This is a genomic window from Cupriavidus sp. H39, assembly GCF_050271075.1.
GTDB classification, from domain to species: Bacteria; Pseudomonadota; Gammaproteobacteria; order Burkholderiales; family Burkholderiaceae; genus Cupriavidus; species Cupriavidus necator_B.
Window position 1 is genome coordinate 1,415,956 of the sequence record NZ_CP189848.1, and the last position, 21,129, is coordinate 1,437,084.

Genomic DNA, 21,129 nt, shown 5'->3' on the forward strand with positions numbered 1-21,129 from the left:
GTACAACTCTGGCTATGCAAGTTCAGCCGGAGGGGTTCCGTGCGTTGCTTCGTGGTGGCATTCGTGGCGGGTTGCTGGACGCTGCAGCAGCAATCGGCGCTGCCGCCGCAGCATGTCCTACGGCTCGGCGCTGCCCTGCTGGCGTTGTGCGCCATCGGTATGGCCGTGCGGGGCAGGTGCCTGCCTGCCGTGCCGCAGGCACTGCTGCGGGTTCTGCTGGCGTTCGCAACCGCCTTTTGCTGGGCTGCCTGGCGCGCCGAACTGCGCCTGCACCAATGGCTGCCCGCGGCGCTGGAAGCCCGTGACCTCGACGTGCGCGGCGTGGTGTCCGGGCTGCCCACCCAAACCGCTACCGGCACGCGTTTCGCGTTCACCATCGAGCCGTCAGCCGGGCCGGACCTGCCGCTGCCGGACCGGGTCATCCTCAACTGGCGCGGCGCGCCGCCTGACCTGACCCCGGGCCAGCGCCTCACGCTGACCTTGCGCCTGCGCCGCCCGCGCGGGCTCGCCAATCCGTTCGGCTTCGACCACGCCTACTGGCTGCTGGCGCAAGGCTATGGCGCCACCGGCTATGTGCGCCGCGCCCAGGGTCCGCCGCAAGACGCAAGGTCCGAGCGGCTGGCCTGGCGCATCGAGGCCTGGCGTGCCGCCGTGCGCGATCACCTGCGCGCCGCGCTGCCGGCCGAGGCCCGCTTCGGCGCGGTGCTGGTCGCGCTGGTGATCGGCGACCAGCGCGGCATCGAGGCGGAAGACTGGCAGTTGTTCCGGCGCACCGGCGTGAGCCACCTGGTGGCCATTTCCGGGCTGCATATCACCATGGTGGCCGGCATGGCGGCTTCAATTGCAGGACTGTTGTGGCGCCATTCGTTCGGCCTCGGCCACTGCTTGCGCCGGCCGCTGCCGCTGTGGCTGCCGGCCCGGCAAGCCGCGCTGGGGATGGCCGTAGCCACCGCGCTGGGCTACGGCATGCTGGCCGGCATGCAGATCCCGGCGCTGCGCACCGTCGCCATGCTGTGCGTCGCGGCCGTCGCGGTGTGGGGGGCACGTACCCCGCCGGCGTCGGTGGTGTTGGCGTGGGCGGCGCTGGCGGCGCTGCTGGTCGATCCATGGGCGGTGATGCTGCCCGGCTTCTGGCTGTCCTTCGGTGCCGTCGCGGTGATCTTCTTCGCTGCCCGGCCGGCACGGGACGCCGCGATGGCAGGGCGCTGGCAACGGCTGCGGGCCACGCTTGCCGCGGGCGCACGCACGCAGTGGGCCGTGACCATCGGGCTGGTGCCGCTGACGCTGCTGCTGTTCGGGCAGGTTTCGGTGGTGTCGCCGTTCGCCAATGCGGTGGCGATCCCGGTGGTGAGCCTGCTGGTGACGCCGTTGGCGCTGCTGGGCGCCGCGCTGCCGCTGCTGCTCGCGGCGCCAGTGATGGCGGTCGCCCACTTTGCGATGGTGCTGCTGGCGGCCGTGCTGGAATGGTTCTCCATGCTGCCATGGGCGATGTGGGAGGCCGCCAGCGCGGGGCCGGTGTCGTTGCTGCTGGCCGCTCTGGGTGTTGCGCTGCTGGTGGCTCCGGTGGCGTCGGCGCGTCTGCGCCGCCATGGCGGACTGCTGATGCTGCCGATGCTGTTGGCACGCGGCCCGCCGGTGGCCGAGGGCCAGTTCCGCGCGGTGATGTTCGACGTGGGGCAGGGCACGGCGGTGCTGGTACGCACGCATTCGCACGCGCTGCTGTACGACACCGGGCCGGGCTATGCCACCGGGTCCAGCGCGGGCGCGCAGGTGGTGGTGCCGCGATTGCGCGCCGAGGGGTTGGCGCGGCTCGATCACTTGATGGTCAGCCATGAAGACGTCGATCATGCCGGCGGCGTAGCGGACGTTGACGAGACGGTGGCCGTGGTGGCGCGCAGCACCGGTGCGCCGGCCGGGCACCACCTGCTGGCGGCCCGGCGGCCTCGGGCCAGCCCGGCACAATGGCCGCCCTGCGCAGCGGGACAGCAATGGGAGTGGGACGGCGTGCGTTTTTCCGTGCTGCACCCCCTGCCTGAGCAGGCCCAGCTGGCCGCCATTCCCAGCAATGCGCGCAGTTGCGTGCTGCGCGTGGACACGGCCGCGCACAGCCTGTTGCTGACCGGCGATATCGGCCTGGCGCAGGAGCGTGCGTTGATTGACCGCTTGCCGCCGGGGGCATTGCGCGCCGACGTGCTGGTGGTGGCGCATCACGGCAGCGGTACGTCGTCCGGCGCCGAGTGGATCGCGGCAGTGGGACCCGCGGCGGCGGTGTTCCAGCTCGGCTATGCCAACCGCTATCGCCATCCGAACGCCGAGGTCTGGGAGCGATTTGGCCGCGCGGGCATCTTGCGCTACCGCACCGACGAAACCGGCGCGGTAACCATGGACACGGCCCGCGCGGGCTACGCGCTATCGGTGTTCCGGCAAGCTGTGCCGCGCTACTGGCGGGAACGGCCGCAGGCGCCGCGTTAGGGGGCGCCGGTGCCGCGGACGGTCAACCGGCCTTGCGGCGGCTGGGGCGCGCCGCGGTGGGCGAGGGCGTAGTGGGCGCCGCCGCGGCGGTGCGGGCCCGGCTTCTTGCCGGGGCCGGCTCCGCACCGGCGATGCGCCGCTCGCGCAGATGCGCCTTGGCGCGCTGCAGGCGCGGCGCGACGGTATCGGCGCGCGCCAGCGCGACGCCGGCCGCGAGCACATCGCCCAGCACCAGGTGGCTGATGCGCGAGGTCATCGGCGTGTAGACCTCGCTGTCTTCCTCGACGTCCGAGAACACGCAGACGTCGGCCAGCCGTGCCAGCGGCGAGCCGCTGTGGGTCAGCGCGAGCACGCTGGCGCCGCTGCTGCGCGCCAGCGTGGCGGCGGTCAGCATGTCCCAGGTGCGGCCGCTGTTGGAGACCAGCACGGCGACGTCGCCCGGGGCCAGCAGCGCCGCCGACATGCTGAACACGTGCGGGTCGGCATAGGCGACGGTCGGCACGCCCAGGCGGAAGAACTTGTGCTGGATGTCGAGCGCGACGATGCCGGAGTTGCCGCAGCCGTAGAACTCGATGCGCCGCGCCCCGGCGAGCAGCTGGATGCCGTGCTCGATCTGGTCGGCCGACAAGGCGTTGCGCACGCTCATCAGCGTGGCAATGGTGCGGTCGAACACCTTGCCGGCGATGTCCGCCGGGCGGTCGTCGGCGGCGACATCCTGGTGCACGAAGGGCGTGCCGCCGCCTACGTTCTGCGCGAACTGCAGCTTGAATTCGCGGAAGCCGTCGTAGCCCAGCGCCGCGCAGAAGCGCGCGATGGTCGGTTGCGACACGCCGGCGCGCTCGGCCAGTTCCGGCATCGACAGCCGGATCACGGCGGCGCCGTGGCGCGCGACATAGTCTGCCAGGCGGCGTTCTGAAGGACGGAGGGTGTCATAGACGGCAAGGATGCGGTCGCGCATGGCGGCAGGCAGCGGTATCGGCGTTGGAAGGATATGTAGAGATTCTACATCTGTTGGCGCCGCATCTTGCCCGAAATGGTATCGCTCGTGCGCTCGGGGTTTGCCCTGATTTTCCGATTTCCTGCGGGATTGTGATGCCTGAACGGCTCGACGGACACGGCGTGCTCGGTATAATGGCGTCGATCTGTAGAAAATCTACAGGCGTGAGGATCGATTGCCGGCTCATTGCCCCGCCCACAAGGACCAACACCGCCATGCCTTCCGCTGTCCATGCCGAGCTTCTGGCCGTAACCGACCGCATCGTGGCGCGCAGCCGCGCCAGCCGTGCCGCCTACCTTGCCCGCTGCGAGCGGGCGCAGTCGGAGCTGGGGCCCCTGCGCGGCATGTCCTGCGCCAACCTGGCGCACGGCTTTGCCGCGCTGCCGGCCAGCGACAAGCTGAAGCTGCGCGTCGACCATGCGCCCAACCTGGGCATCGTCACCGCGTACAACGACATGCTGTCGGCGCACCAGCCCTACGAGCGTTATCCCGCCGTGATCCGCGAGGCCGCGCGCGCGGTCGGTGCGGTGGCGCAGGTGGCGGGCGGCGTGCCGGCCATGTGCGATGGCATCACGCAGGGCAATGCCGGCATGGAACTGTCGCTGTTCTCGCGCGATGCGATTGCCATGGGCACCGCGGTGGCGCTGTCGCACAACACCTTCGATGCGGCGCTGATGCTGGGGGTGTGCGACAAGATCGTGCCAGGGCTGCTGATGGGCGCCCTGCAGTTCGGCCACCTGCCGATGGTGTTCGTGCCGGCGGGGCCGATGGCAAGCGGGCTGCCCAACAAGGAAAAGGCGCGCGTGCGCCAGCTCTACGCCACCGGGCAGGTGGGGCGCGACGCGCTGCTGGAAGCCGAATGCCAGGCCTACCACGGCGCCGGTACCTGCACCTTCTACGGCACGGCCAACAGCAATCAGTTCCTGATGGAAGTCATGGGCCTGCACCTGCCCGGTGCGGCCTTCGTCCACCCCGACAGCGGTTTGCGCGATGCGCTGACGGCCGCGGCGGCGCAGCGCGCGATCGCACTACGCGCGCGCGGCGACGCCTACCTGCCGCTGGCGCGCATCGTCGACGAGCGCGCCATCGCCAATGCCATGGTCGGCCTGCTGGCCACCGGCGGCTCGACCAACCACACCATCCACCTGGTGGCGATGGCGCGCGCCGCGGGCATCGTGATCGACTGGAATGATTTCGACTTGCTGTCGCGCATCACGCCGCTACTGGCGCGCGTCTATCCCAATGGCTCGGCCGATGTGAACCATTTCCATGCGGCAGGCGGCGCCGGCTTCGTGATCCGCGAGCTGCTGCAGGCCGGCCTGCTGCACGAGGACGTGCACACCGTGGCCGGCCCCGGCCTGGCCCGCTACACGCAGGAACCGGTGATGACTGACGGCGTGCTGCACTGGCGCGACGGCGCGGCGCAGAGCGGCGACCCGCAGGTGCTGGCGACGGCCGCGGCGCCGTTTTCGGCCGAGGGCGGCCTGCGGTTGATGCAGGGCAACCTGGGCCGCGGCGTAATCAAGGTCTCGGCCGTGGCGCCCGAGCACCGCGTGGTGGAAGCGCCGGTGCGGGTGTTCGACTCGCAGGAAGCACTGCAGGCCGCGTTCGATGCCGGCGAACTCGGCGGCGACCTGGTTGCGGTAGTGCGTTTCCAGGGGCCGAATGCCAACGGCATGCCGGAACTGCACCGGCTGACCCCGCTGCTCGGCGCGCTGCAGGACGCCGGCCACAAGGTGGCGCTGGTGACCGACGGGCGCATGTCCGGCGCTTCCGGCAAGGTGCCGGCGGTGATCCACGTCGGCCCCGAGGCGCTGGCAGGCGGCGCGCTGGCGCGCGTGCGCGACGGCGACCGCATCCGTGTCGACGCCGTCGCCGGCACGCTGCAATGGTTGGGCGACGAAAGCGAATTCGCGGCGCGCTCGCTGGCCCGCGCGCCTGCCGACCGGTTCGCGCAGTTCAGCCTGGGGCGGGGCTTGTTTGGCCTGTTCCGGCGCCACGCACGCATCGCGGAAGAGGGCGGCAGTGCACTCGACCTGTCCGAGGTGGATGCCGATGCCGGCGCGCCGGGGCACGGCCATACCGCGGCGGCGCAATCCGTCGCACAATAGCCAGGCCAGAGGCCGATTTTTCCCTGAAGTTTCCTGCGGGGCGGCAGCGCCCCGGGACGCCTTTGCACCGCCGCAACGACGTCCGGCCGGACCGACAAGGACAGACAAGGATGGCAACACCATCCGATACCAAGACCGACGGAGCAGACAATGATCTATATCCTGATGGGCGTTTCCGGCAGCGGCAAGACCACGGTCGGCCAGCTGCTGGCGCAGCGGCTGGGCTGCGGCTTCCACGACGCCGATGAATTCCACAGCGACGCCAACAAGGCCAAGATGCATGCCGGCATCCCGCTGACCGACGAAGACCGCTGGCCGTGGCTGGCTGCCATGCGCGCCGCCATCGACGCGGCCCGGGCCGAAGGCCGCACCCATGTGTTCACCTGCTCGGCGCTGCGCCAGGCTTACCGGGACCGCCTGACCCCGCCCGATGGCGGCGTGACCTTTGTGTTCATGAAGGGCGATGCCTCGCTGATCGGCCAGCGCCTGTCCGCGCGCACCGAGCACTTCTTCAATCCCGAGCTACTGCAAAGCCAGTTCGATACGCTGGAAGAACCTGGGGACGCGCTCGCGCTCGATATCCGCCAGCCGCCCGAGGCGCTGGTCGACACTATCTTGCAGGCCACCATGCGGCAAGGCGCTAGCGCGGCGCGCTGAGCCGCTGTCACCGTGCCCGCAAAGCATGGTGGCGGGGCGGGCAGTCCGATATTCCATGCCACGCAACCACGGCCGCCGGCCTCGCCGGCGGCCGTTTTTGCGTGCGCTGGCAGGCATCTTGCTTGATCGGTTCCGGTGCCGGTGCGGGGGCATGGGGCGCCCACCGGGCCACCTTGCGGCTTTCGCCGGCACGGGTATGCTGGAAGGGCCAGTGACTCGACGGCATCACCGTGGCGTGCACCAAACCGGCGCCGTCGCGGCGCAGGGCACGACAGCCAGGGCAACCAGGGCGGCCCGCAGCGGCGCGAACTCGCGCGGCCGCGGCGGCAGCCCGCGACATGGAGGAGCGGCCATCATGGCGGCGCGGTACTTCGACGAGATGCTGGACTGGCGCGATGACGGTGCGCCGGCGCTGATCCACGCGGGACAGGCCGTGCCTGATGGCGCGGTACGCCTCCACTACCGGCATTTCGCCGAATGGCTGGCGCGCCAGACCGAAAGCACGATGGGCAACAAGCGCGCCGAGGCCGACCTGGTGTTCCGGCGCGTGGGCATCACCTTTGCTGTCTACGGCGACAAGGATGAGGCCAATACCGGCACCGAGCGCACCATCCCGTTCGACGTGATCCCGCGCATTTTCCCGGCCAGCGAATGGGCGCTGCTGGAAAAAGGCCTGCGCCAGCGCGTGGCCGCGCTGAACCGCTTCGTCCATGACATCTACCACGGCCAGGACATCATCCGCGCCGGCGTGATCCCGCCCGACCAGATCTACAACAATGCCCAGTACCGGCCCGAGATGCTCGGCGTCAGCGTGCCGCACGACGTCTATGCGCATGTCGCCGGCATCGATGTGGTGCGTGCCGGCGAGGGCGAGTTCTACGTGCTGGAAGACAACCTGCGCGTGCCGTCGGGCGTGTCGTACATGCTCGAGAACCGCAAGATGATGATGCGGTTGTTCCCGGACCTGTTCGCGCGCAACCGCGTGGCGCCGGTGGCGCACTATCCTGACCTGCTGCTCGACATGCTGCGCGGGGTCTCGCCGCAGGCGATCGCCGATCCCACGGTGGTGGTGCTGACGCCCGGCATGTATAACTCGGCGTACTTCGAGCATGCCTTCCTGGCGCAGCAGATGGGGGTGGAACTGGTCGAAGGCAGCGACCTCTTCGTCGAGGACAACCACCTGTTCATGCGCACCACGCAGGGCCCGCAACGCATCGACGTGATCTACCGGCGCGTCGACGACGATTTCCTCGACCCGCTCGCGTTCCGTCCTGATTCCGCGCTCGGCGCCGCCGGACTTCTGTCGGTCTACCGCGCCGGCAACGTCACCATCTGCAATGCGATCGGCACCGGCGTTGCCGACGACAAGTCGATCTACCCGTACGTGCCGGACATGATCCGCTTCTACCTGGGCGAAGAGGCCATCCTCAGCAACGTGCCGACCTACATGTGCCGGCGCCCCGATGACCTGCAGTACGTGCTGGACCATATGGGCGAACTGGTGGTCAAGGAAACCCATGGCGCCGGCGGCTACGGCATGCTGGTTGGCCCGGCGGCGACGCGCGCCGAGATCGATGCCTTCCGTGAGGTGGTCAGGTCCAGGCCCGAGCAGTACATCGCGCAGCCCACGCTGGCGTTGTCGACCTGCCCGACTTATGTCGAGGCCGGCATCGCCCCGCGCCATATCGACCTGCGCCCGTTCGTGCTGTCGGGCAAGGAAGTGCGGATGGTGCCGGGCGGACTGACCCGCGTGGCGCTGCGGGAAGGTTCGCTGGTGGTGAATTCCTCTCAAGGGGGCGGCACCAAGGACACCTGGGTGCTGGAGCGATGAACGCGATGCCGGCCATGACGACCGCCGCCAACCCCGGAGAGCCCACATGCTGAGCCGCACCGCCGATCACCTGTTCTGGATGGCCCGCTACACCGAGCGCGCGGAGAACACCGCGCGCATGCTCGATGTCAACTACCAGACCTCGCTGCTGCCGCAATCGGCCGAAGTGGCCGAGCAGGGCTGGTGGGCCATGCTCGATATCTCCGAGCTGACCGACGTCTTCGACCACAAATACGGCCTGCTGTCGCGCGACGACGTGATTGATTTCATGGTGCGCGACATGACCAATGCCTCGTCCATCATGAGCTGCCTGCGCGCGGCGCGCGAGAACGCGCGCGCGGTGCGCGGCTCGCTGACCACCGAGGTCTGGGAGACCGTCAACACCACCTGGCTCGAGGTCCAGCGCCTGATTGCCGATGGCGTGCTGAAGGAAGACCCGGCGCGCTTCTTCGAGTGGGTCAAGTTCCGCTCGCACCTGGCGCGCGGGGTGCAGTTCGGCACCATGCTCAAGGACGATGCCTTTCATTTCATGCGGCTGGGCACCTTCCTCGAGCGGGCCGACAATACCGCGCGGATCCTCGACGTCAAGTTCCAGGCATCCTCCGGCGGGGAGGGCGTGGTGGTCGAGGCCGATCCCGATCAGGGCAGCGGCCCGAACGACTTCTACCACTGGGCGGCGATCCTGCGCTCGGTGTCGGGCTTCGAGGTCTACCGCAAGGTCTATCGCGCGGTCATCACGCCGCAGCGCGTGGCCGAACTGCTGATCCTGCGCCCGGACATGCCGCGTTCGCTGGTGTCGAGCATGGACGAGGTGGTGGCGATCCTGCATACGGTGCGCAACCAGCAGTCGGCGGAAACCGAGCGGCAGGCTGGTAAACTCCACGCCGACCTGAAGTACGCGCGGATCGACGATATCTTTGCCGTTGGCCTGCATGCGTACCTGACCAGCTTCCTGGAGCGCATCGGCGACCTCGGCAACGGCATCAGCCGGGACTTCCTGGTGCCGCTGCAGGTGGCCTGACCCGGGCCGCCGGCAGCCTCCATGCGCCGCCGCGCCCTGATATCGTGAAATACAAGATCCACCACCATACTGTCTACCGCTACACCGAACCGGTGCGGCGCAGCGTGCACGAAGTGCGGCTCGAGCCGCGCTCGGGCCCGCTGCAGACCGTCAACTACTGGCACCTGTCGACGCCCGGCAAGCCCACGGCGGCGCGCGATGGCTTCGGCAACATCGTGCACAACTTCACGGTGGCGGGGCCCGCCAGCACCATCGCCATCGAAGCCAGCGGCGAAGTGGAAGTGCTGCCGCCGCACGGCGACCTCGACCGCGACGGCCACCATGCGTTCCGCGACGCCCCGCCCGATGGCGAAGCGCGGGTATCGCCGCTGTATTTCCTCGGCAGCACGCCGCTGACCACGGCGCCGGCCGAGATGCAGGCCTTTGCCGCGCCGTTCCTCGCCGCCGGGCATGACATTGGCGCGCTGCTGGCGCTCGCCAGCGGGATCGGCGAGCGCGTGCGCTACAAGCCCAATACCACTGACGTCGGCACCTCGGCGGCCCAGGCCTTCGCGCTGGGCAGCGGCGTGTGCCAGGACCAGGCGCAGGTGATGGTTGCGGCGTGCCGGGCGCTGGGCATCCCGGCACGCTATGTCAGCGGCTACTTCTACGACCCGGCTGCCACCGAGCTGGCCAGCCATGCCTGGGCCGACGTGTGCCTGGACCCGGCCGGCGAGATCTGGTGCAGCATCGACATCACGCACGGCTGCCTTACTGACGAACGGCATATACGGCTGGCGGTCGGTCGCGATTACGCTTCGGCTGCGCCAGTGCGGGGCATTTTGGACGGCGGCGCCGGTGAGACGCTGGAAGTCAATGTAACCATCACGCCACTTTCGAACTAATTAGGTGCTGGCTTCCAGACGCGGCGCCGTGCTGGTGCACGGAGGCTAGAATCCGGAAGGTGCAGGCCCCTGCCGGGCCACCCCGGCCGCCACCAAGAACACCAAGACAAATCATGACGTATTGTGTAGCCATGCGGTTGGATGCCGGCCTGGTATTCCTGTCCGATTCCCGCACCAATGCCGGGGTAGACGCCATCTCGACCGCGCGCAAGATGACGGTGTTCGAGGAACCCGGCGACCGGGTGATGGTGCTGATGACCGCGGGCAACCTGGCTATCAGCCAGTCGGTGCGCCAGATCCTGATCGAGGATCATGACGAGAAGCGCTCGCTGTGGACCGCGCGCGACATGTTCGAGGCCGCCTCGATCGTGGGCGAAGCGGTGCGGCAGGTGCACCGGCGCGATGCGCATGCGCTGCGCGACGCCGGCATCGAGTTCAATGTCAGCCTGATCTTCGGTGGCCAGGTGCGCGGCGAGCGCGTGCGGCTGTTCAATGTCTACGCCGCCGGCAATTTCGTCGAGGCCACGCCCGAGAACTGCTACTTCCAGATCGGCGAGGCCAAGTACGGCAAGCCCATTGTCGACCGCGTCGTGCATCCGTCGCTGCCGCTGGCGGAAGGCGCCAAGTGCGCGCTGATCTCGATGGATTCGACGCTGAAGTCGAATATCTCGGTGGGCCTGCCGCTGGACCTGCTGGTTTATGAAGCCGATTCGCTGCGGGTGACGCGCTTCGTCAATATCGACGAGCGCAACGCCTATTTCCGCATGATCCGCGACACCTGGGGGCAACGCCTGCGCCAGGTCTTCGGCGAAATCCATAACCCGGAGTGGGACCCGGCCGCGCCGGCGGAATTCTCGCTGGCGCGCTCCGGCGAGGCGGACCGCTGGGCGCAGCCGGTGCGGGCCAAGCGCATGCATCCACGCAAGCCGGATTAAGGCGGCAGAATGCGCGAGATCATCCATTTTTCCCATGCCAACGGCTTTCCGGTGACGACTTACCGCAAGCTGTTCGGCGAGCTGGCCGGCGAGTTCGAGTTCCGCGCCGTGGACCGCTACGGGCACAAGCCGGAATTCCCGGTGACGCGCGGCTGGCCGCACCTGGTGGAAGAGCTGCTGGGCGAAATCGACCGCCAGTACCGCGAGCCGGTATGGCTGGTGGGCCATTCGCTGGGCGGCTTCCTGTCGCTGATGGCGGCGCTGCGCCGTCCGGAGCGGGTGCGCGGCGTGGTCATGCTGGACTCGCCGATCATCGCCGGCTGGCGCGCATCGTTGCTGAAGACCGCCCAGATGCTGGGCATCGACGAAAAGCCCGGCCCGGCGGCGGTGACCAGGAACCGGCGCACGCACTGGCCGGATGCCGAGGCGGTCTGGGAACATTTCCGCGCCAAGCCCAACTTCGCGGTGTGGGACCAGGAGGTGCTGCGCGACTATGCCATCCACGGCACCGAGCCCACCGGCAAGGACAACGAGCGCCGGCTGCGCTTTGACCGCGAGGTCGAATACTGGATCTACCGCACGCTGCCAACCAGCCTCGGGCGCAAGGTCGCGCGCGGGGCGCCGGTGCCGGTCGGCTTTGTCGCCGGCACCCGTTCGCGCGAGGTACGGCAGTGCGGACTGGGGGCGACGCGCCGGCTGGTCGGGCCCAACCTGCGCTTTATCGAAGGCGGTCATCTGTACCCGATGGAGCGGCCCCGGCAAACCGCGGAACTGGTGCGCGAACTGATCGCCGCGATGCGCCAGCAGGGGCGCTGAGCCGGGGTGCGGCGCATGCGCCGCAGCGCCGCGCCAACCCGGCGCGCAGCCCGCCAGAGCCGGGCTGCTGTCACAATTTCCGGGTCGGCGGGGCACGGGCTCTCATGTATAATCCCGATTTCCCCGGCAAGCTCGGTTTATGACCAAATTCGTCTTCGTCACCGGTGGCGTCGTCTCTTCTCTCGGCAAGGGCATCGCTGCTGCCTCGCTCGCGGCCATTCTTGAGTCGCGCGGCCTCAAAGTCACCCTCCTCAAGCTCGATCCCTACATCAACGTCGATCCCGGCACGATGAGCCCCTTCCAGCATGGCGAGGTGTTTGTCACGGAAGACGGTGCGGAAACCGACCTCGATCTCGGCCACTACGAGCGTTTCGTCTCGGCCAAGATGCGCAAGTCGAACAACTTCACCACCGGCCAGATCTACGAATCGGTGATCCGCAAGGAGCGCCGCGGCGAGTACCTGGGCAAGACCGTGCAGGTGATCCCGCATATCACCAACGAGATCCAGGCGTTTGTCGAGAAGGGCGCGGCCGCGTCGCACGACGGCAAGGCCGATGTGGCGCTGGTCGAAATTGGCGGCACCGTGGGTGACATCGAATCGCTGCCGTTCCTCGAAGCCGCGCGCCAGATGAGCCTGCGCATGGGCCGCAACCACTGCGCCTTCGTGCACCTGACGCTGGTGCCGTTCATTGCCAGCGCCGGCGAGCTGAAGACCAAGCCGACCCAGCACTCGGTGCAGAAGCTGCGTGAAATCGGCATCTCGCCGACCGCGTTGCTGTGCCGCGCCGACCGCCCGATCCCGGACGACGAGCGCGCCAAGATCTCGCTGTTCGCCAATATCCCGCAAGACGCCGTGATCTCGGTGTGGGACGCGGACAGCATCTACAAGATCCCGCAGATGCTCAACGAGCAGGGCCTGGACCGCCTGATCTGCGAGGAGTTGCGCCTGGATCCCAGGCCGGCCGACCTGTCGATGTGGCAGAAGCTGGTCAACGCGCAGGAAAATCCCGAGCACGAGATCACCATCGGCATGGTCGGCAAGTATGTCGACCTGACCGAGTCGTACAAGTCGCTGATCGAGGCGTTGCGCCACGCCGGCATGCACACCGCCACTCGTGTCAACATCGAGTACATCGATTCCGAGGAACTGGAATCGGGCCACCTCGAAGTGCTGGCGCCGCTGGACGCGATCCTGGTGCCGGGCGGCTTCGGCAAGCGCGGCACCGAAGGCAAGATCCGCGCGATCCAGTACGCCCGCGAGAACAAGATCCCGTACCTTGGCATCTGCCTGGGCATGCAGCTGGCGGTGATCGAGTTCGCCCGCCACCTGGCCGGCATGGCCGACGCCAACTCGACCGAGTTCAACCTGGAAACCGAACACCCGGTGGTCGCGCTGATCACCGAGTGGGTCGACCGCGAAGGCAAGGTCGAGCAGCGCTCGGCCGATTCCGACCTGGGCGGCACCATGCGCCTGGGCGCGCAGCGCGTGCCGGTCAAGCAAGGCACCAAGGCCAACGCCATCTACGGCGCCGAGGTCAACGAGCGCCACCGCCACCGCTACGAAGTCAACAACCACTACGTGCCGACGCTGGAGAAGGCCGGCATGGTGATCTCGGCGCGTACCCCGACCGAGAACCTGCCCGAAATGATGGAGCTGCCCGAGTCGATGCACCCGTGGTTCGTCGGCGTGCAGTTCCACCCGGAATTCACCTCGACCCCGCGCGACGGCCATCCGCTGTTCAAGGCCTACGTCGAAGCCGCGCTGGCCAGCCAGCAGCGCAAGGGCGCGTAAGGCCCCGCGCAAGCAGGAGAGACAGTCATGAAACTCTGTGGTTTCGAGGCCGGCCTCGATAAGCCGTTCTTCCTGATCGCGGGCCCCTGCGTGATCGAGTCCGAGCAGATGGCGCTGGATACCGCCGGCGAGCTCAAGGCCATCACCGCGGAACTGGGCATCCCGTTCATCTACAAGTCGTCGTTCGACAAGGCCAACCGCTCGTCGGGCAAGTCGTTCCGCGGTCTGGGCATGGAGAAGGGCCTGGAAATCCTGGCCCACGTCAAGCGCGAGATCGGCGTGCCGGTGCTGACCGACATCCACGAGATCGACGAGATCCAGCCCGTCGCCGCCGTGGTCGACGTGCTGCAGACGCCGGCGTTCCTGTGCCGCCAGACCGATTTCATCCGTGCCTGCGCGCAGAGCGGCAAGCCGGTGAATATCAAGAAGGGCCAGTTCCTGGCGCCGCACGACATGAAGAACGTGATCGACAAGGCGCGCGATGCCGCGCGCGAAGCCGGTCTGCCCGACGACGTCTTCATGGCCTGCGAGCGCGGCGTTTCGTTCGGCTACAACAACCTGGTGTCCGACATGCGCTCGCTGGCGATCATGCGCGAGACCGGTGCCCCGGTGGTGTTCGACGCTACCCACTCGGTGCAGCTGCCGGGCGGCCAGGGCACCAGCTCGGGCGGCCAGCGCGAGTTCGTGCCGGTGCTGTCGCGCGCCGCGGTTGCCACCGGCGTCGCCGGCCTGTTCATGGAAACGCATCCGGACCCGAGCAAGGCCATGTCCGATGGCCCCAACGCGGTGCCGCTGTCGCGCATGAAGGAACTGCTGGCCGTGCTCAAGGAGCTGGACACGCTGGTCAAGCGCGCCGGCTTCCTGGAAGACAACTTCGGCTGGCCGGCCTGCGCCTGAGCCAGCCCGTTTGTCGCCGCCGCGCCGGTCGCGGATGCCGGCGGTGACAAACCATATCGAAAGACCATACAAAAAATCGGGAGATTCTCCATGGCCGCGGGCTTTATCATCGCCTACGTCGACGTGACCGACCCCCAGCAGTACGAGGAGTACAAGGTGCTTTCGAGCAAGGCCATGCAGATCCATGGCGCCGAGGTGCTGGTGCGCGGCGGCAAGACCGAGCCGCTGGAGGGTGAATGGGCGCCGGCGCGCGTCGTGGTGCTGAAGTTCCCCAGCTATGACGCCGCCAAGGCCTTCCACGACGGCGAGGCCTACCGCGCCGCGCGCAAGTCGCGCGAGCATGCGGCGAAGATGAACATGATCGTGGTCGAAGGCGTCGCCTGAGCCGACTGGCGCCAGGCCGGCGTCATGCGCGCATGGCTTGCGCGCATGACACGCGCCTGACACGCGCACAGGTTGAAGTGATCAGCAGCAAGAATCAACAGTCAGAGAGGAATTCATGAGTGCAATCGTAGATATCATCGGTCGCGAGGTTCTCGACTCGCGCGGCAACCCCACCGTCGAGTGCGACGTGCTGCTGGAATCCGGCGTGATGGGCCGTGCGGCGGTGCCGTCGGGCGCTTCGACCGGTTCGCGCGAAGCCATCGAGCTGCGCGACGGCGACAAGAGCCGCTACCTGGGCAAGGGCGTGCTCAAGGCCGTCGAGCACATCAACACCGAGATCTCCGAAGCCATCATGGGCCTGGATGCCTCCGAGCAGGCTTTCCTGGACCGCACCCTGATCGACCTCGACGGCACCGAGAACAAGGGCCGCCTGGGCGCCAATGCCATGCTGGCGGTGTCGATGGCCGTGGCCAAGGCCGCCGCCGAAGAAGCCGGCCTGCCGCTGTACCGCTACTTCGGCGGTTCGGGGGCGATGCAGCTGCCGGTGCCGATGATGAATATCGTCAACGGCGGCGCGCACGCCAACAACAGCCTGGACATCCAGGAATTCATGGTCATGCCGGTGTCGCAGACCAGCTTCCGCGAAGCCCTGCGCTGCGGCGCCGAGATCTTCCACGCGCTGAAGAAGATCCTGGCCGACAAGGGCATGTCCACCGCGGTGGGCGACGAAGGCGGCTTCGCGCCGAACTTCTCTTCCAATGAAGAGTGCCTGAACACCATCGTCCAGGCCATCGAGAAGGCCGGCTACCGGGCTGGCGAGGACGTGCTGCTGGCGCTGGACTGCGCCGCCAGCGAGTTCTACCACGAGGCCGAAGGCGTGTACCAGCTGGAAGGCGAAGGCCTGAAGCTGAGCTCGACGCAGTTCGCCGACTACCTGGCCAACCTGTGCGACAAGTTCCCGATCGTGTCGATCGAGGACGGCATGGCCGAAGGCGACTGGGACGGCTGGAAGACGCTGACCGACAAGCTGGGCAAGCGCGTGCAGCTGGTGGGCGACGACCTGTTCGTCACCAACACCAAGATCCTGAAGGAAGGCATCGAGAAGGGCATCGGCAACTCGATCCTGATCAAGATCAACCAGATCGGCACCCTGACCGAGACCTTCGCCGCGATCGAGATGGCCAAGCGCGCCGGCTACACCGCCGTGATCTCGCACCGCTCGGGCGAAACCGAAGACAGCACCATTGCCGACATCGCGGTGGGCACCAACGCCGGCCAGATCAAGACCGGCTCGCTGTCGCGCTCGGACCGCATGGCCAAGTACAACCAGCTGCTGCGCATCGAGGAAGACCTCGGCGATATCGCCAGCTACCCGGGCAAGGGCGCGTTCTACAACCTGCGCTGACCCCTTGCCGCGTCGGTCCCGCGCTAGCGGAAGCGACGCATCGGATGGAATGGCGGCGGCCGGGACTTCCTGGCCGCCGCCGTTTTTGTATCGAAATCTGCCTGGCAATTGCCTTCCAGGCTGAGTTCGCAGATCATTGTGCGGAAATTCCTGTCCGCCACCTTTCATGCGCCTGATTTCGCTGCTGTTGTTCGTGCTGCTGCTTGCCGTCCAGTACCCACTCTGGCTGGGCAAGGGCGGCTGGCTGCGCGTGTGGGACCTGAACCGGCAACTGACCGAGCAGGGCACGCGCAACCAGACGCTCAAGCTGCGCAATGCCAAGCTCGAAGGGGAAGTCGCCGATTTGCAGGACGGCACCGGCGCGATCGAGGAACGCGCCCGCTATGAGCTGGGCATGGTGCGGGAAGGCGAGGTCTTCGTGCAGTTCGTCGCGCCGGCGCCCAAGGTCAGCGCCACGCCGCCATTGCCGCCGCCGGCGAATTCAGTCGCCGGCCGGGGCGGCCACTAAGAATCGGTCCGCCGCGTTCCGCTGGCTTGCCTCAAGCCAGCCGGAGGCCGTTCACCACCAGCCGTACGGATAGCCGCCCCAGCCCCAGCCGGGCATGCCGACGCTGACGCCGCCGCCCCAGTGGCCGCCACCCCATCCCCCGTAATACAGATTCCAGCTGGTGTTGGGATAGCCATAGGCCGCGCGCGCGGCCGCGGCCTGCTGGTCCAGCGCGATCGCCGCGGCCTGGTCGCGCAACACCTGCTGGTTCAGCGCGTCAAGCTTCTGCCTGTCTTCGGCGGTCAGCGGCGCCGGCGGCACCGCATCGGGCGCCAGCCGCGCGGTGGGCGGCGAGCCATTGACGTCGCGCGGGATCTGCGCGCAACCGGCTGCCAGCAGCAACGCAGCGAACGCGGCGCAGGCTGCGGCGCCACGTAGCGGAACACCGGCGCGGGATGCGGACTCAGGCTGGGGAGGGTTGGCTCGGGCGGACATGGCGATTCTCAGGCTCGCGGCTCGGCAGCTGGATGCTGCCATCGTACAGCCGTTGGACCCGGCGGCAAGACCGATGTTTCCAGCCCGCCGCGCGCCGGATGCCCCGGACCGCCCACCCCGGTGTGGCAGCGCACGCAGGCGCTGCCGAATGCCGCTCAGTGGTGCTGGCGGGCGCCGGCGCCGGCGCCGGTGGCGACCGGCGTGGCCGAGAACAGCTGCGCGCAGTCGACCGGGTCGAACTCATAGCGCAGGCCGCAGAAGTCGCAGTGGATCTCGACATGGCCGCGCTCGGCGATGATGCCTTCGATCTCTTCCCGGCCCAGTGACTGCAGCATGCCGGCCACCTTGGGGCGCGAGCAGGTGCAGTGGAAATGCGGCGTCAGCGGCTCGAACACGCGCAGGCCGGCGTCCTGCAGGTCTTCCCAGAACAGGCGGCGCAGCAGGGTGTCCGGCGTCTCGGCCAGCAGTTCATCAGCCTTCAGCGTGGTGCCGAGCTGTACCGCACGGTCCCAGGTATCGAGGTCCTGCGCCCTGGCATGGCTGGCCAGCGGCGCGCCGGTCTCGCCGACTTCGGCGGTGCCGCCATAGGCCGGCAGCTTCTGCAGCAGCATGCCGGCGGCGACATGGTCGTCGGCAGCCAGCCACAGGCGCGTGTCGAGCTGCTCGGAGGCCTGCATGTAGTGCTCGAGCACGGCGCTGATCGAACCCAGCGGGCCGTGCGCGTCGGCCAGCGGCACGATGCCCTGGTACGGCTGCTGGCCCGGCAGCTTGTCCTTCGGGTCCAGCGTGATAGCAAAGCGGCCGTGGCCGTGGGCGTTGACCATCTGCGCCAGCGTGGCGTCGTCGGCAAGGTGCGCGCCGTCGGCCAGCTTGGCGGTGGCGCGCATCGACAGGTCGGACAGGCATTCCACCACCAGCATGCGCACCGGGCCGTCGCCGTGCAGCTGCATCACCAGCGCCCCGTTGAACTTCAGGTTGGCCGACAGCAGCGCCGCGGCGGCCATCAGTTCGCCCAGCAGCCGGCGCACCGGCGCGGGGTAGCTGTGCCGGCCGAGCACTTCTTGCCAGGTGGCTTCCATGCGTACCAGCTCGCCGCGCACGGGGGCCGCGTCGAACAGGAATTTCTGCAGGGTGTCGGGGGTGGTGGTATCGGTCACAATAATCGGTCGAGGTTTCGGTAAATGCCGCGGCGGCCGTCAGCCGATCCGCTTGAGCTGTTGCTTGTACAGGGCCTGCCGCGTGGCGTAGGTCTCGGCGTTGCGGTACAGGTTGGCGACGTCGGCATCGGTCAGCTGGCGCACCACCTTGGCCGGCGCACCCAGGATCAGCGAGCGGTCCGGAAAGACCTTGCCCTCGGTCACCACGGCGCCGGCGCCGACCAGGCATTCCTTGCCGATCACGGCGCGGTTCAGCACCACGGCCTGGATCCCGATCAGCGAGCCTTCGCCCACGGTGCATCCGTGCAGCATGGCCTGGTGGCCGACCGAAACCTTGTCGCCCAGGGTCAGCGGGCAGCCCGGGTCGGTATGCAGCACCGAGCCCTCCTGGATATTCGTATCGGCGCCGACCATGATCGGCTCGTTGTCGCCCCGGATCACGACACCGGGCCAGGCGCTGGCGCGGGACTTGAGGGTCACGTTGCCGATGATGGTGGCTTCGGGGGCCACATAGGCATCGCTGTCGATATTGGGCTTGACGTCGCCGAGCTGGTAAAGCGCCATGAGGTCTCCTGCACGAATGGCTTTTGTTGAAGTGGGGGTTGCCGCCGGACTTTAAAGGGTGCGGTGGGAAGGCGGGCGGCGCTGCCGGGCTGCGCGGCAGTCGGGCACCGGCCAGGCCCTACAATGGCGGCAGACCCGGATTTTACGCCCATGCCAGAAAAAACACCCGCCGCCACTTTGCCTGAGCCGTCACTTTCGCCACGCCACCAGGCGCTGGCGGTGCTGTGCATGACGGATCCCCGCGCGAAGGCCGTGGCGGCGCGGGCACTTTACCGCCACGTGACGACCTTGCCGGACGCGGACCTGGCAGCCGGCGAGGCGATCCCGGCCGAGGCCGCCCACGCCATCCCGGGCCGCCCGGAGCGGCCGCCGCTGGTGGCGCCGCAGCACGTCGAGCGGCGCCGCTCGCTGCAGACCGTTGCCGGGCGCGCGGCGATGATCCACGCGCTGTGCCATATCGAGTTCAATGCCATCAACCTGGCGCTGGACGCGGCGTGGCGCTTCGCCGGCATGCCGCCGGCGTATTACCGCGACTGGCTGCGCGTGGCCGATGAAGAGGCATACCACTTCACGCTGCTGGCCGACCACCTCGGCACGCTCGGTGCCGCCTACGGCGACTTCCCCGCCCACAACAGCCTGTGGGAGATGACCGACAAGACCGCCGGCGACGTGCTCGCGCGCATGGCGCTGGTGCCGCGCACGCTCGAGGCGCGCGGGCTCGATGCCTCGCCGCCGGTGCGTGCCCGGCTGGCCGGCGCCGGTGACCACGCCGCCGCGGCCATCATCGACATCATCCTGCGCGACGAGGTCGGCCACGTCGCCATCGGCAACCACTGGTACCGCTGGCTGTGCGCGCAGCGCGGGCTGGAGCCCGTGGCCACCTACGCCAAACTGGCCGAGCAGTACCGCGCGCCTAAGCTGCGCGGCCCCTTCAACCTCGATGCGCGGCGCGCGGCGGGTTTCGACGAGGACGAACTGGCATGGCTGGAGGCATCGGCCGGCTAGGCGGGCTTCAGCGGCGCTGCGGGAAACCGTGCCGACGCGCCGACCACACCGCCAGCCAGGTTGCCGCGAGCAGCGCCACCAGCACCGGCGCGAATGCTGCGATGCCCGGCCCGCCGAGCAGCAGCCCGCCAATGACGCCGCCGCCGGCGATGGCGATGTTCCACGCCGTGACCAGCATCGACTGCGCCACGTCGGCGGACTTGCCGGCGGTCTTTGCCAGCGCCGTCTGGAACAGCGTGGAAACGCCGCCGAAGCCGAGGCCCCAGATCGCGGCCGCGCCATAGGCCACCGCGGGGTGCGCGCCACCGGCCGCAAGCGCCAGCACCGAGAGCCCGAACAGCAGTGTGCTGGCCAGCGTCAGCGCCCGCAGCCACCTGTCGATCAGCACGCCGGTGACCCAGATGCCGGCGAGCGAGGCCGCGCCGAACACGAGCAGCACCAGGTCCAGCCGTGCCCCGGCGTTGGCCGCGCGCAGGAACGGCGCCATATAGGTGTAGAGGATGTTGTGCGCCAGCACGAAAGCGAGCGTCACGAACAGCACCGGGCGCACGCCCGGCAGCGTGAACACGCGCGCGAGCGGCAGCCGCTGGCCGGCGGGCTGGCCGGCAAAATCCGGCACGCTCGCCAGCACCCATGCAATCAGGCCGAGCGCGATCACGCTGATGATGCCGAACCCCGCACGCCAGCCCATGATGGCACCGACGAAGGTCCCGGACGGCACGCCCAGCGACAGGGCGAGCGGGATGCCCACCATCGCGACGGCGATGGCACGGCCCTTGAGGTGATCCGGCACCATGCGCGCGGCATAGCCGGCCAGCAGCGCCCACAGCAGCCCTGCCGAAACGCCTGCGAGAAAACGCGCCGCCATCGTCATGGCATAGTTTCCTGACCAGGCCGTGACCGCGTTGGCGACGGCGAAGCCGGCGATGGCAAGCACCAGCAGCGGGCGGCGCCGCAGGCCCTGCGTGGCCGCCGTCAGCGGCATCGCCGCCACCAGCGAGCCGAACGCGTAGATCGTGACCAGCTGGCCGGCAAGCGGCTCGGAGATCGCAAGGCCGGCGCCGATCTGCGGCAGCAGCCCCGCCGGCAAGGCCTCGGTCACGACGGTGATGAAGCCGGCGACAGCAAGCGCAAGCAGTGCCGGAAGCGGTAGCCGCGCAGGCTGCGCGCCGTGGTGTGCATCGTCTGCAAGCGAGTTGGTGGCTGTGGTCATGTTGGT

The 21,129-nt window shown here is 68.6% G+C and carries 19 protein-coding genes; 14 read left to right on the forward strand and 5 right to left on the reverse strand.

Annotated features, from left to right (window positions below):
• Window positions 1-39 precede the first annotated feature (39 nt).
• Window positions 40-2,472 (forward strand): DNA internalization-related competence protein ComEC/Rec2, encoded by a 2,433-nt coding sequence (locus ACOCMH_RS22025; RefSeq protein ID WP_427312999.1) that lies wholly within the window; start codon window positions 40-42, stop codon window positions 2,470-2,472.
• A gap of 22 nt (window positions 2,473-2,494) precedes the next feature.
• Here the strand turns inward: ACOCMH_RS22025 and ACOCMH_RS22030 are convergent, their stop codons facing one another.
• On the reverse strand, window positions 2,495-3,430 hold the full coding sequence (locus tag ACOCMH_RS22030; RefSeq protein ID WP_427313000.1) for a MurR/RpiR family transcriptional regulator: 936 nt from the start codon (window positions 3,428-3,430) through the stop codon (window positions 2,495-2,497).
• A gap of 254 nt (window positions 3,431-3,684) precedes the next feature.
• Between ACOCMH_RS22030 and edd the strand changes: the two genes are divergently transcribed.
• The 12 genes from edd (at window position 3,685) to ftsB (ending at window position 16,710) form a co-directional block, all read left to right on the forward strand.
• The gene (gene edd, locus ACOCMH_RS22035) at window positions 3,685-5,580 is read left to right on the forward strand and encodes a phosphogluconate dehydratase (RefSeq protein ID WP_427313001.1); all 1,896 of its coding nucleotides are present in this window, start codon (window positions 3,685-3,687) and stop codon (window positions 5,578-5,580) included.
• A gap of 150 nt (window positions 5,581-5,730) precedes the next feature.
• Window positions 5,731-6,237, forward strand: a complete 507-nt coding sequence (locus ACOCMH_RS22040; RefSeq protein ID WP_427313002.1) for a gluconokinase — start codon at window positions 5,731-5,733, stop codon at window positions 6,235-6,237.
• A gap of 355 nt (window positions 6,238-6,592) precedes the next feature.
• Window positions 6,593-8,068: a circularly permuted type 2 ATP-grasp protein gene (locus ACOCMH_RS22045; RefSeq protein WP_427313003.1), complete on the forward strand. Its 1,476-nt coding sequence runs from the start codon at window positions 6,593-6,595 to the stop codon at window positions 8,066-8,068.
• Between the two features lie 46 nt (window positions 8,069-8,114).
• Entirely contained in the window at window positions 8,115-9,089 is a 975-nt protein-coding gene (locus ACOCMH_RS22050; protein ID WP_427313004.1) for an alpha-E domain-containing protein, read from the forward strand.
• Window positions 9,090-9,133: 44 nt separating this feature from the next.
• Window positions 9,134-9,973, forward strand: coding sequence for a transglutaminase family protein (locus ACOCMH_RS22055; RefSeq protein WP_427313005.1), 840 nt, complete (start codon window positions 9,134-9,136; stop codon window positions 9,971-9,973).
• 113 nt (window positions 9,974-10,086) lie between these two features.
• Window positions 10,087-10,908 (forward strand): peptidase, encoded by an 822-nt coding sequence (locus ACOCMH_RS22060; protein WP_171517331.1) that lies wholly within the window; start codon window positions 10,087-10,089, stop codon window positions 10,906-10,908.
• A gap of 9 nt (window positions 10,909-10,917) precedes the next feature.
• Window positions 10,918-11,724, forward strand: coding sequence for an alpha/beta fold hydrolase (locus ACOCMH_RS22065; protein ID WP_427313006.1), 807 nt, complete (start codon window positions 10,918-10,920; stop codon window positions 11,722-11,724).
• A gap of 139 nt (window positions 11,725-11,863) precedes the next feature.
• Entirely contained in the window at window positions 11,864-13,516 is a 1,653-nt protein-coding gene (locus ACOCMH_RS22070) for a CTP synthase (protein WP_427313007.1), read from the forward strand.
• A 27-nt stretch (window positions 13,517-13,543) separates the two neighbouring features.
• A complete protein-coding gene (gene kdsA / locus ACOCMH_RS22075; protein ID WP_427313008.1) occupies window positions 13,544-14,413 on the forward strand; it encodes a 3-deoxy-8-phosphooctulonate synthase in 870 nt (289 codons plus the stop codon).
• Between the two features lie 90 nt (window positions 14,414-14,503).
• On the forward strand, window positions 14,504-14,797 hold the full coding sequence (locus tag ACOCMH_RS22080) for a DUF1330 domain-containing protein (protein ID WP_427313009.1): 294 nt from the start codon (window positions 14,504-14,506) through the stop codon (window positions 14,795-14,797).
• 115 nt (window positions 14,798-14,912) lie between these two features.
• Window positions 14,913-16,202: a phosphopyruvate hydratase gene (eno, locus tag ACOCMH_RS22085; RefSeq protein WP_116382403.1), complete on the forward strand. Its 1,290-nt coding sequence runs from the start codon at window positions 14,913-14,915 to the stop codon at window positions 16,200-16,202.
• A gap of 166 nt (window positions 16,203-16,368) precedes the next feature.
• Window positions 16,369-16,710, forward strand: a complete 342-nt coding sequence (gene ftsB / locus ACOCMH_RS22090; RefSeq protein ID WP_029046895.1) for a cell division protein FtsB — start codon at window positions 16,369-16,371, stop codon at window positions 16,708-16,710.
• A gap of 51 nt (window positions 16,711-16,761) precedes the next feature.
• Here the strand turns inward: ftsB and ACOCMH_RS22095 are convergent, their stop codons facing one another.
• The 3 genes from ACOCMH_RS22095 to ACOCMH_RS22105 all read right to left on the reverse strand — a co-directional run bounded on the left by ACOCMH_RS22095 (window position 16,762) and on the right by ACOCMH_RS22105 (window position 18,905).
• Window positions 16,762-17,184, reverse strand: a complete 423-nt coding sequence (locus tag ACOCMH_RS22095; protein WP_427313010.1) for a hypothetical protein — start codon at window positions 17,182-17,184, stop codon at window positions 16,762-16,764.
• A 155-nt stretch (window positions 17,185-17,339) separates the two neighbouring features.
• Entirely contained in the window at window positions 17,340-18,341 is a 1,002-nt protein-coding gene (locus ACOCMH_RS22100) for an Hsp33 family molecular chaperone HslO (RefSeq protein ID WP_171517325.1), read from the reverse strand.
• Between the two features lie 39 nt (window positions 18,342-18,380).
• Window positions 18,381-18,905, reverse strand: a complete 525-nt coding sequence (locus tag ACOCMH_RS22105) for a gamma carbonic anhydrase family protein (protein WP_427313011.1) — start codon at window positions 18,903-18,905, stop codon at window positions 18,381-18,383.
• 123 nt (window positions 18,906-19,028) lie between these two features.
• Here ACOCMH_RS22105 and ACOCMH_RS22110 point away from each other — a divergent pair, with 123 nt between their 5' ends.
• A complete protein-coding gene (locus ACOCMH_RS22110; RefSeq protein WP_427313012.1) occupies window positions 19,029-19,910 on the forward strand; it encodes a ferritin-like domain-containing protein in 882 nt (293 codons plus the stop codon).
• A gap of 7 nt (window positions 19,911-19,917) precedes the next feature.
• On the opposite strand, the gene ACOCMH_RS22115 is transcribed toward ACOCMH_RS22110, so the two are convergent.
• Window positions 19,918-21,123, reverse strand: a complete 1,206-nt coding sequence (locus ACOCMH_RS22115) for an MFS transporter (RefSeq protein WP_427313013.1) — start codon at window positions 21,121-21,123, stop codon at window positions 19,918-19,920.
• Window positions 21,124-21,129: the final 6 nt, after the last annotated feature.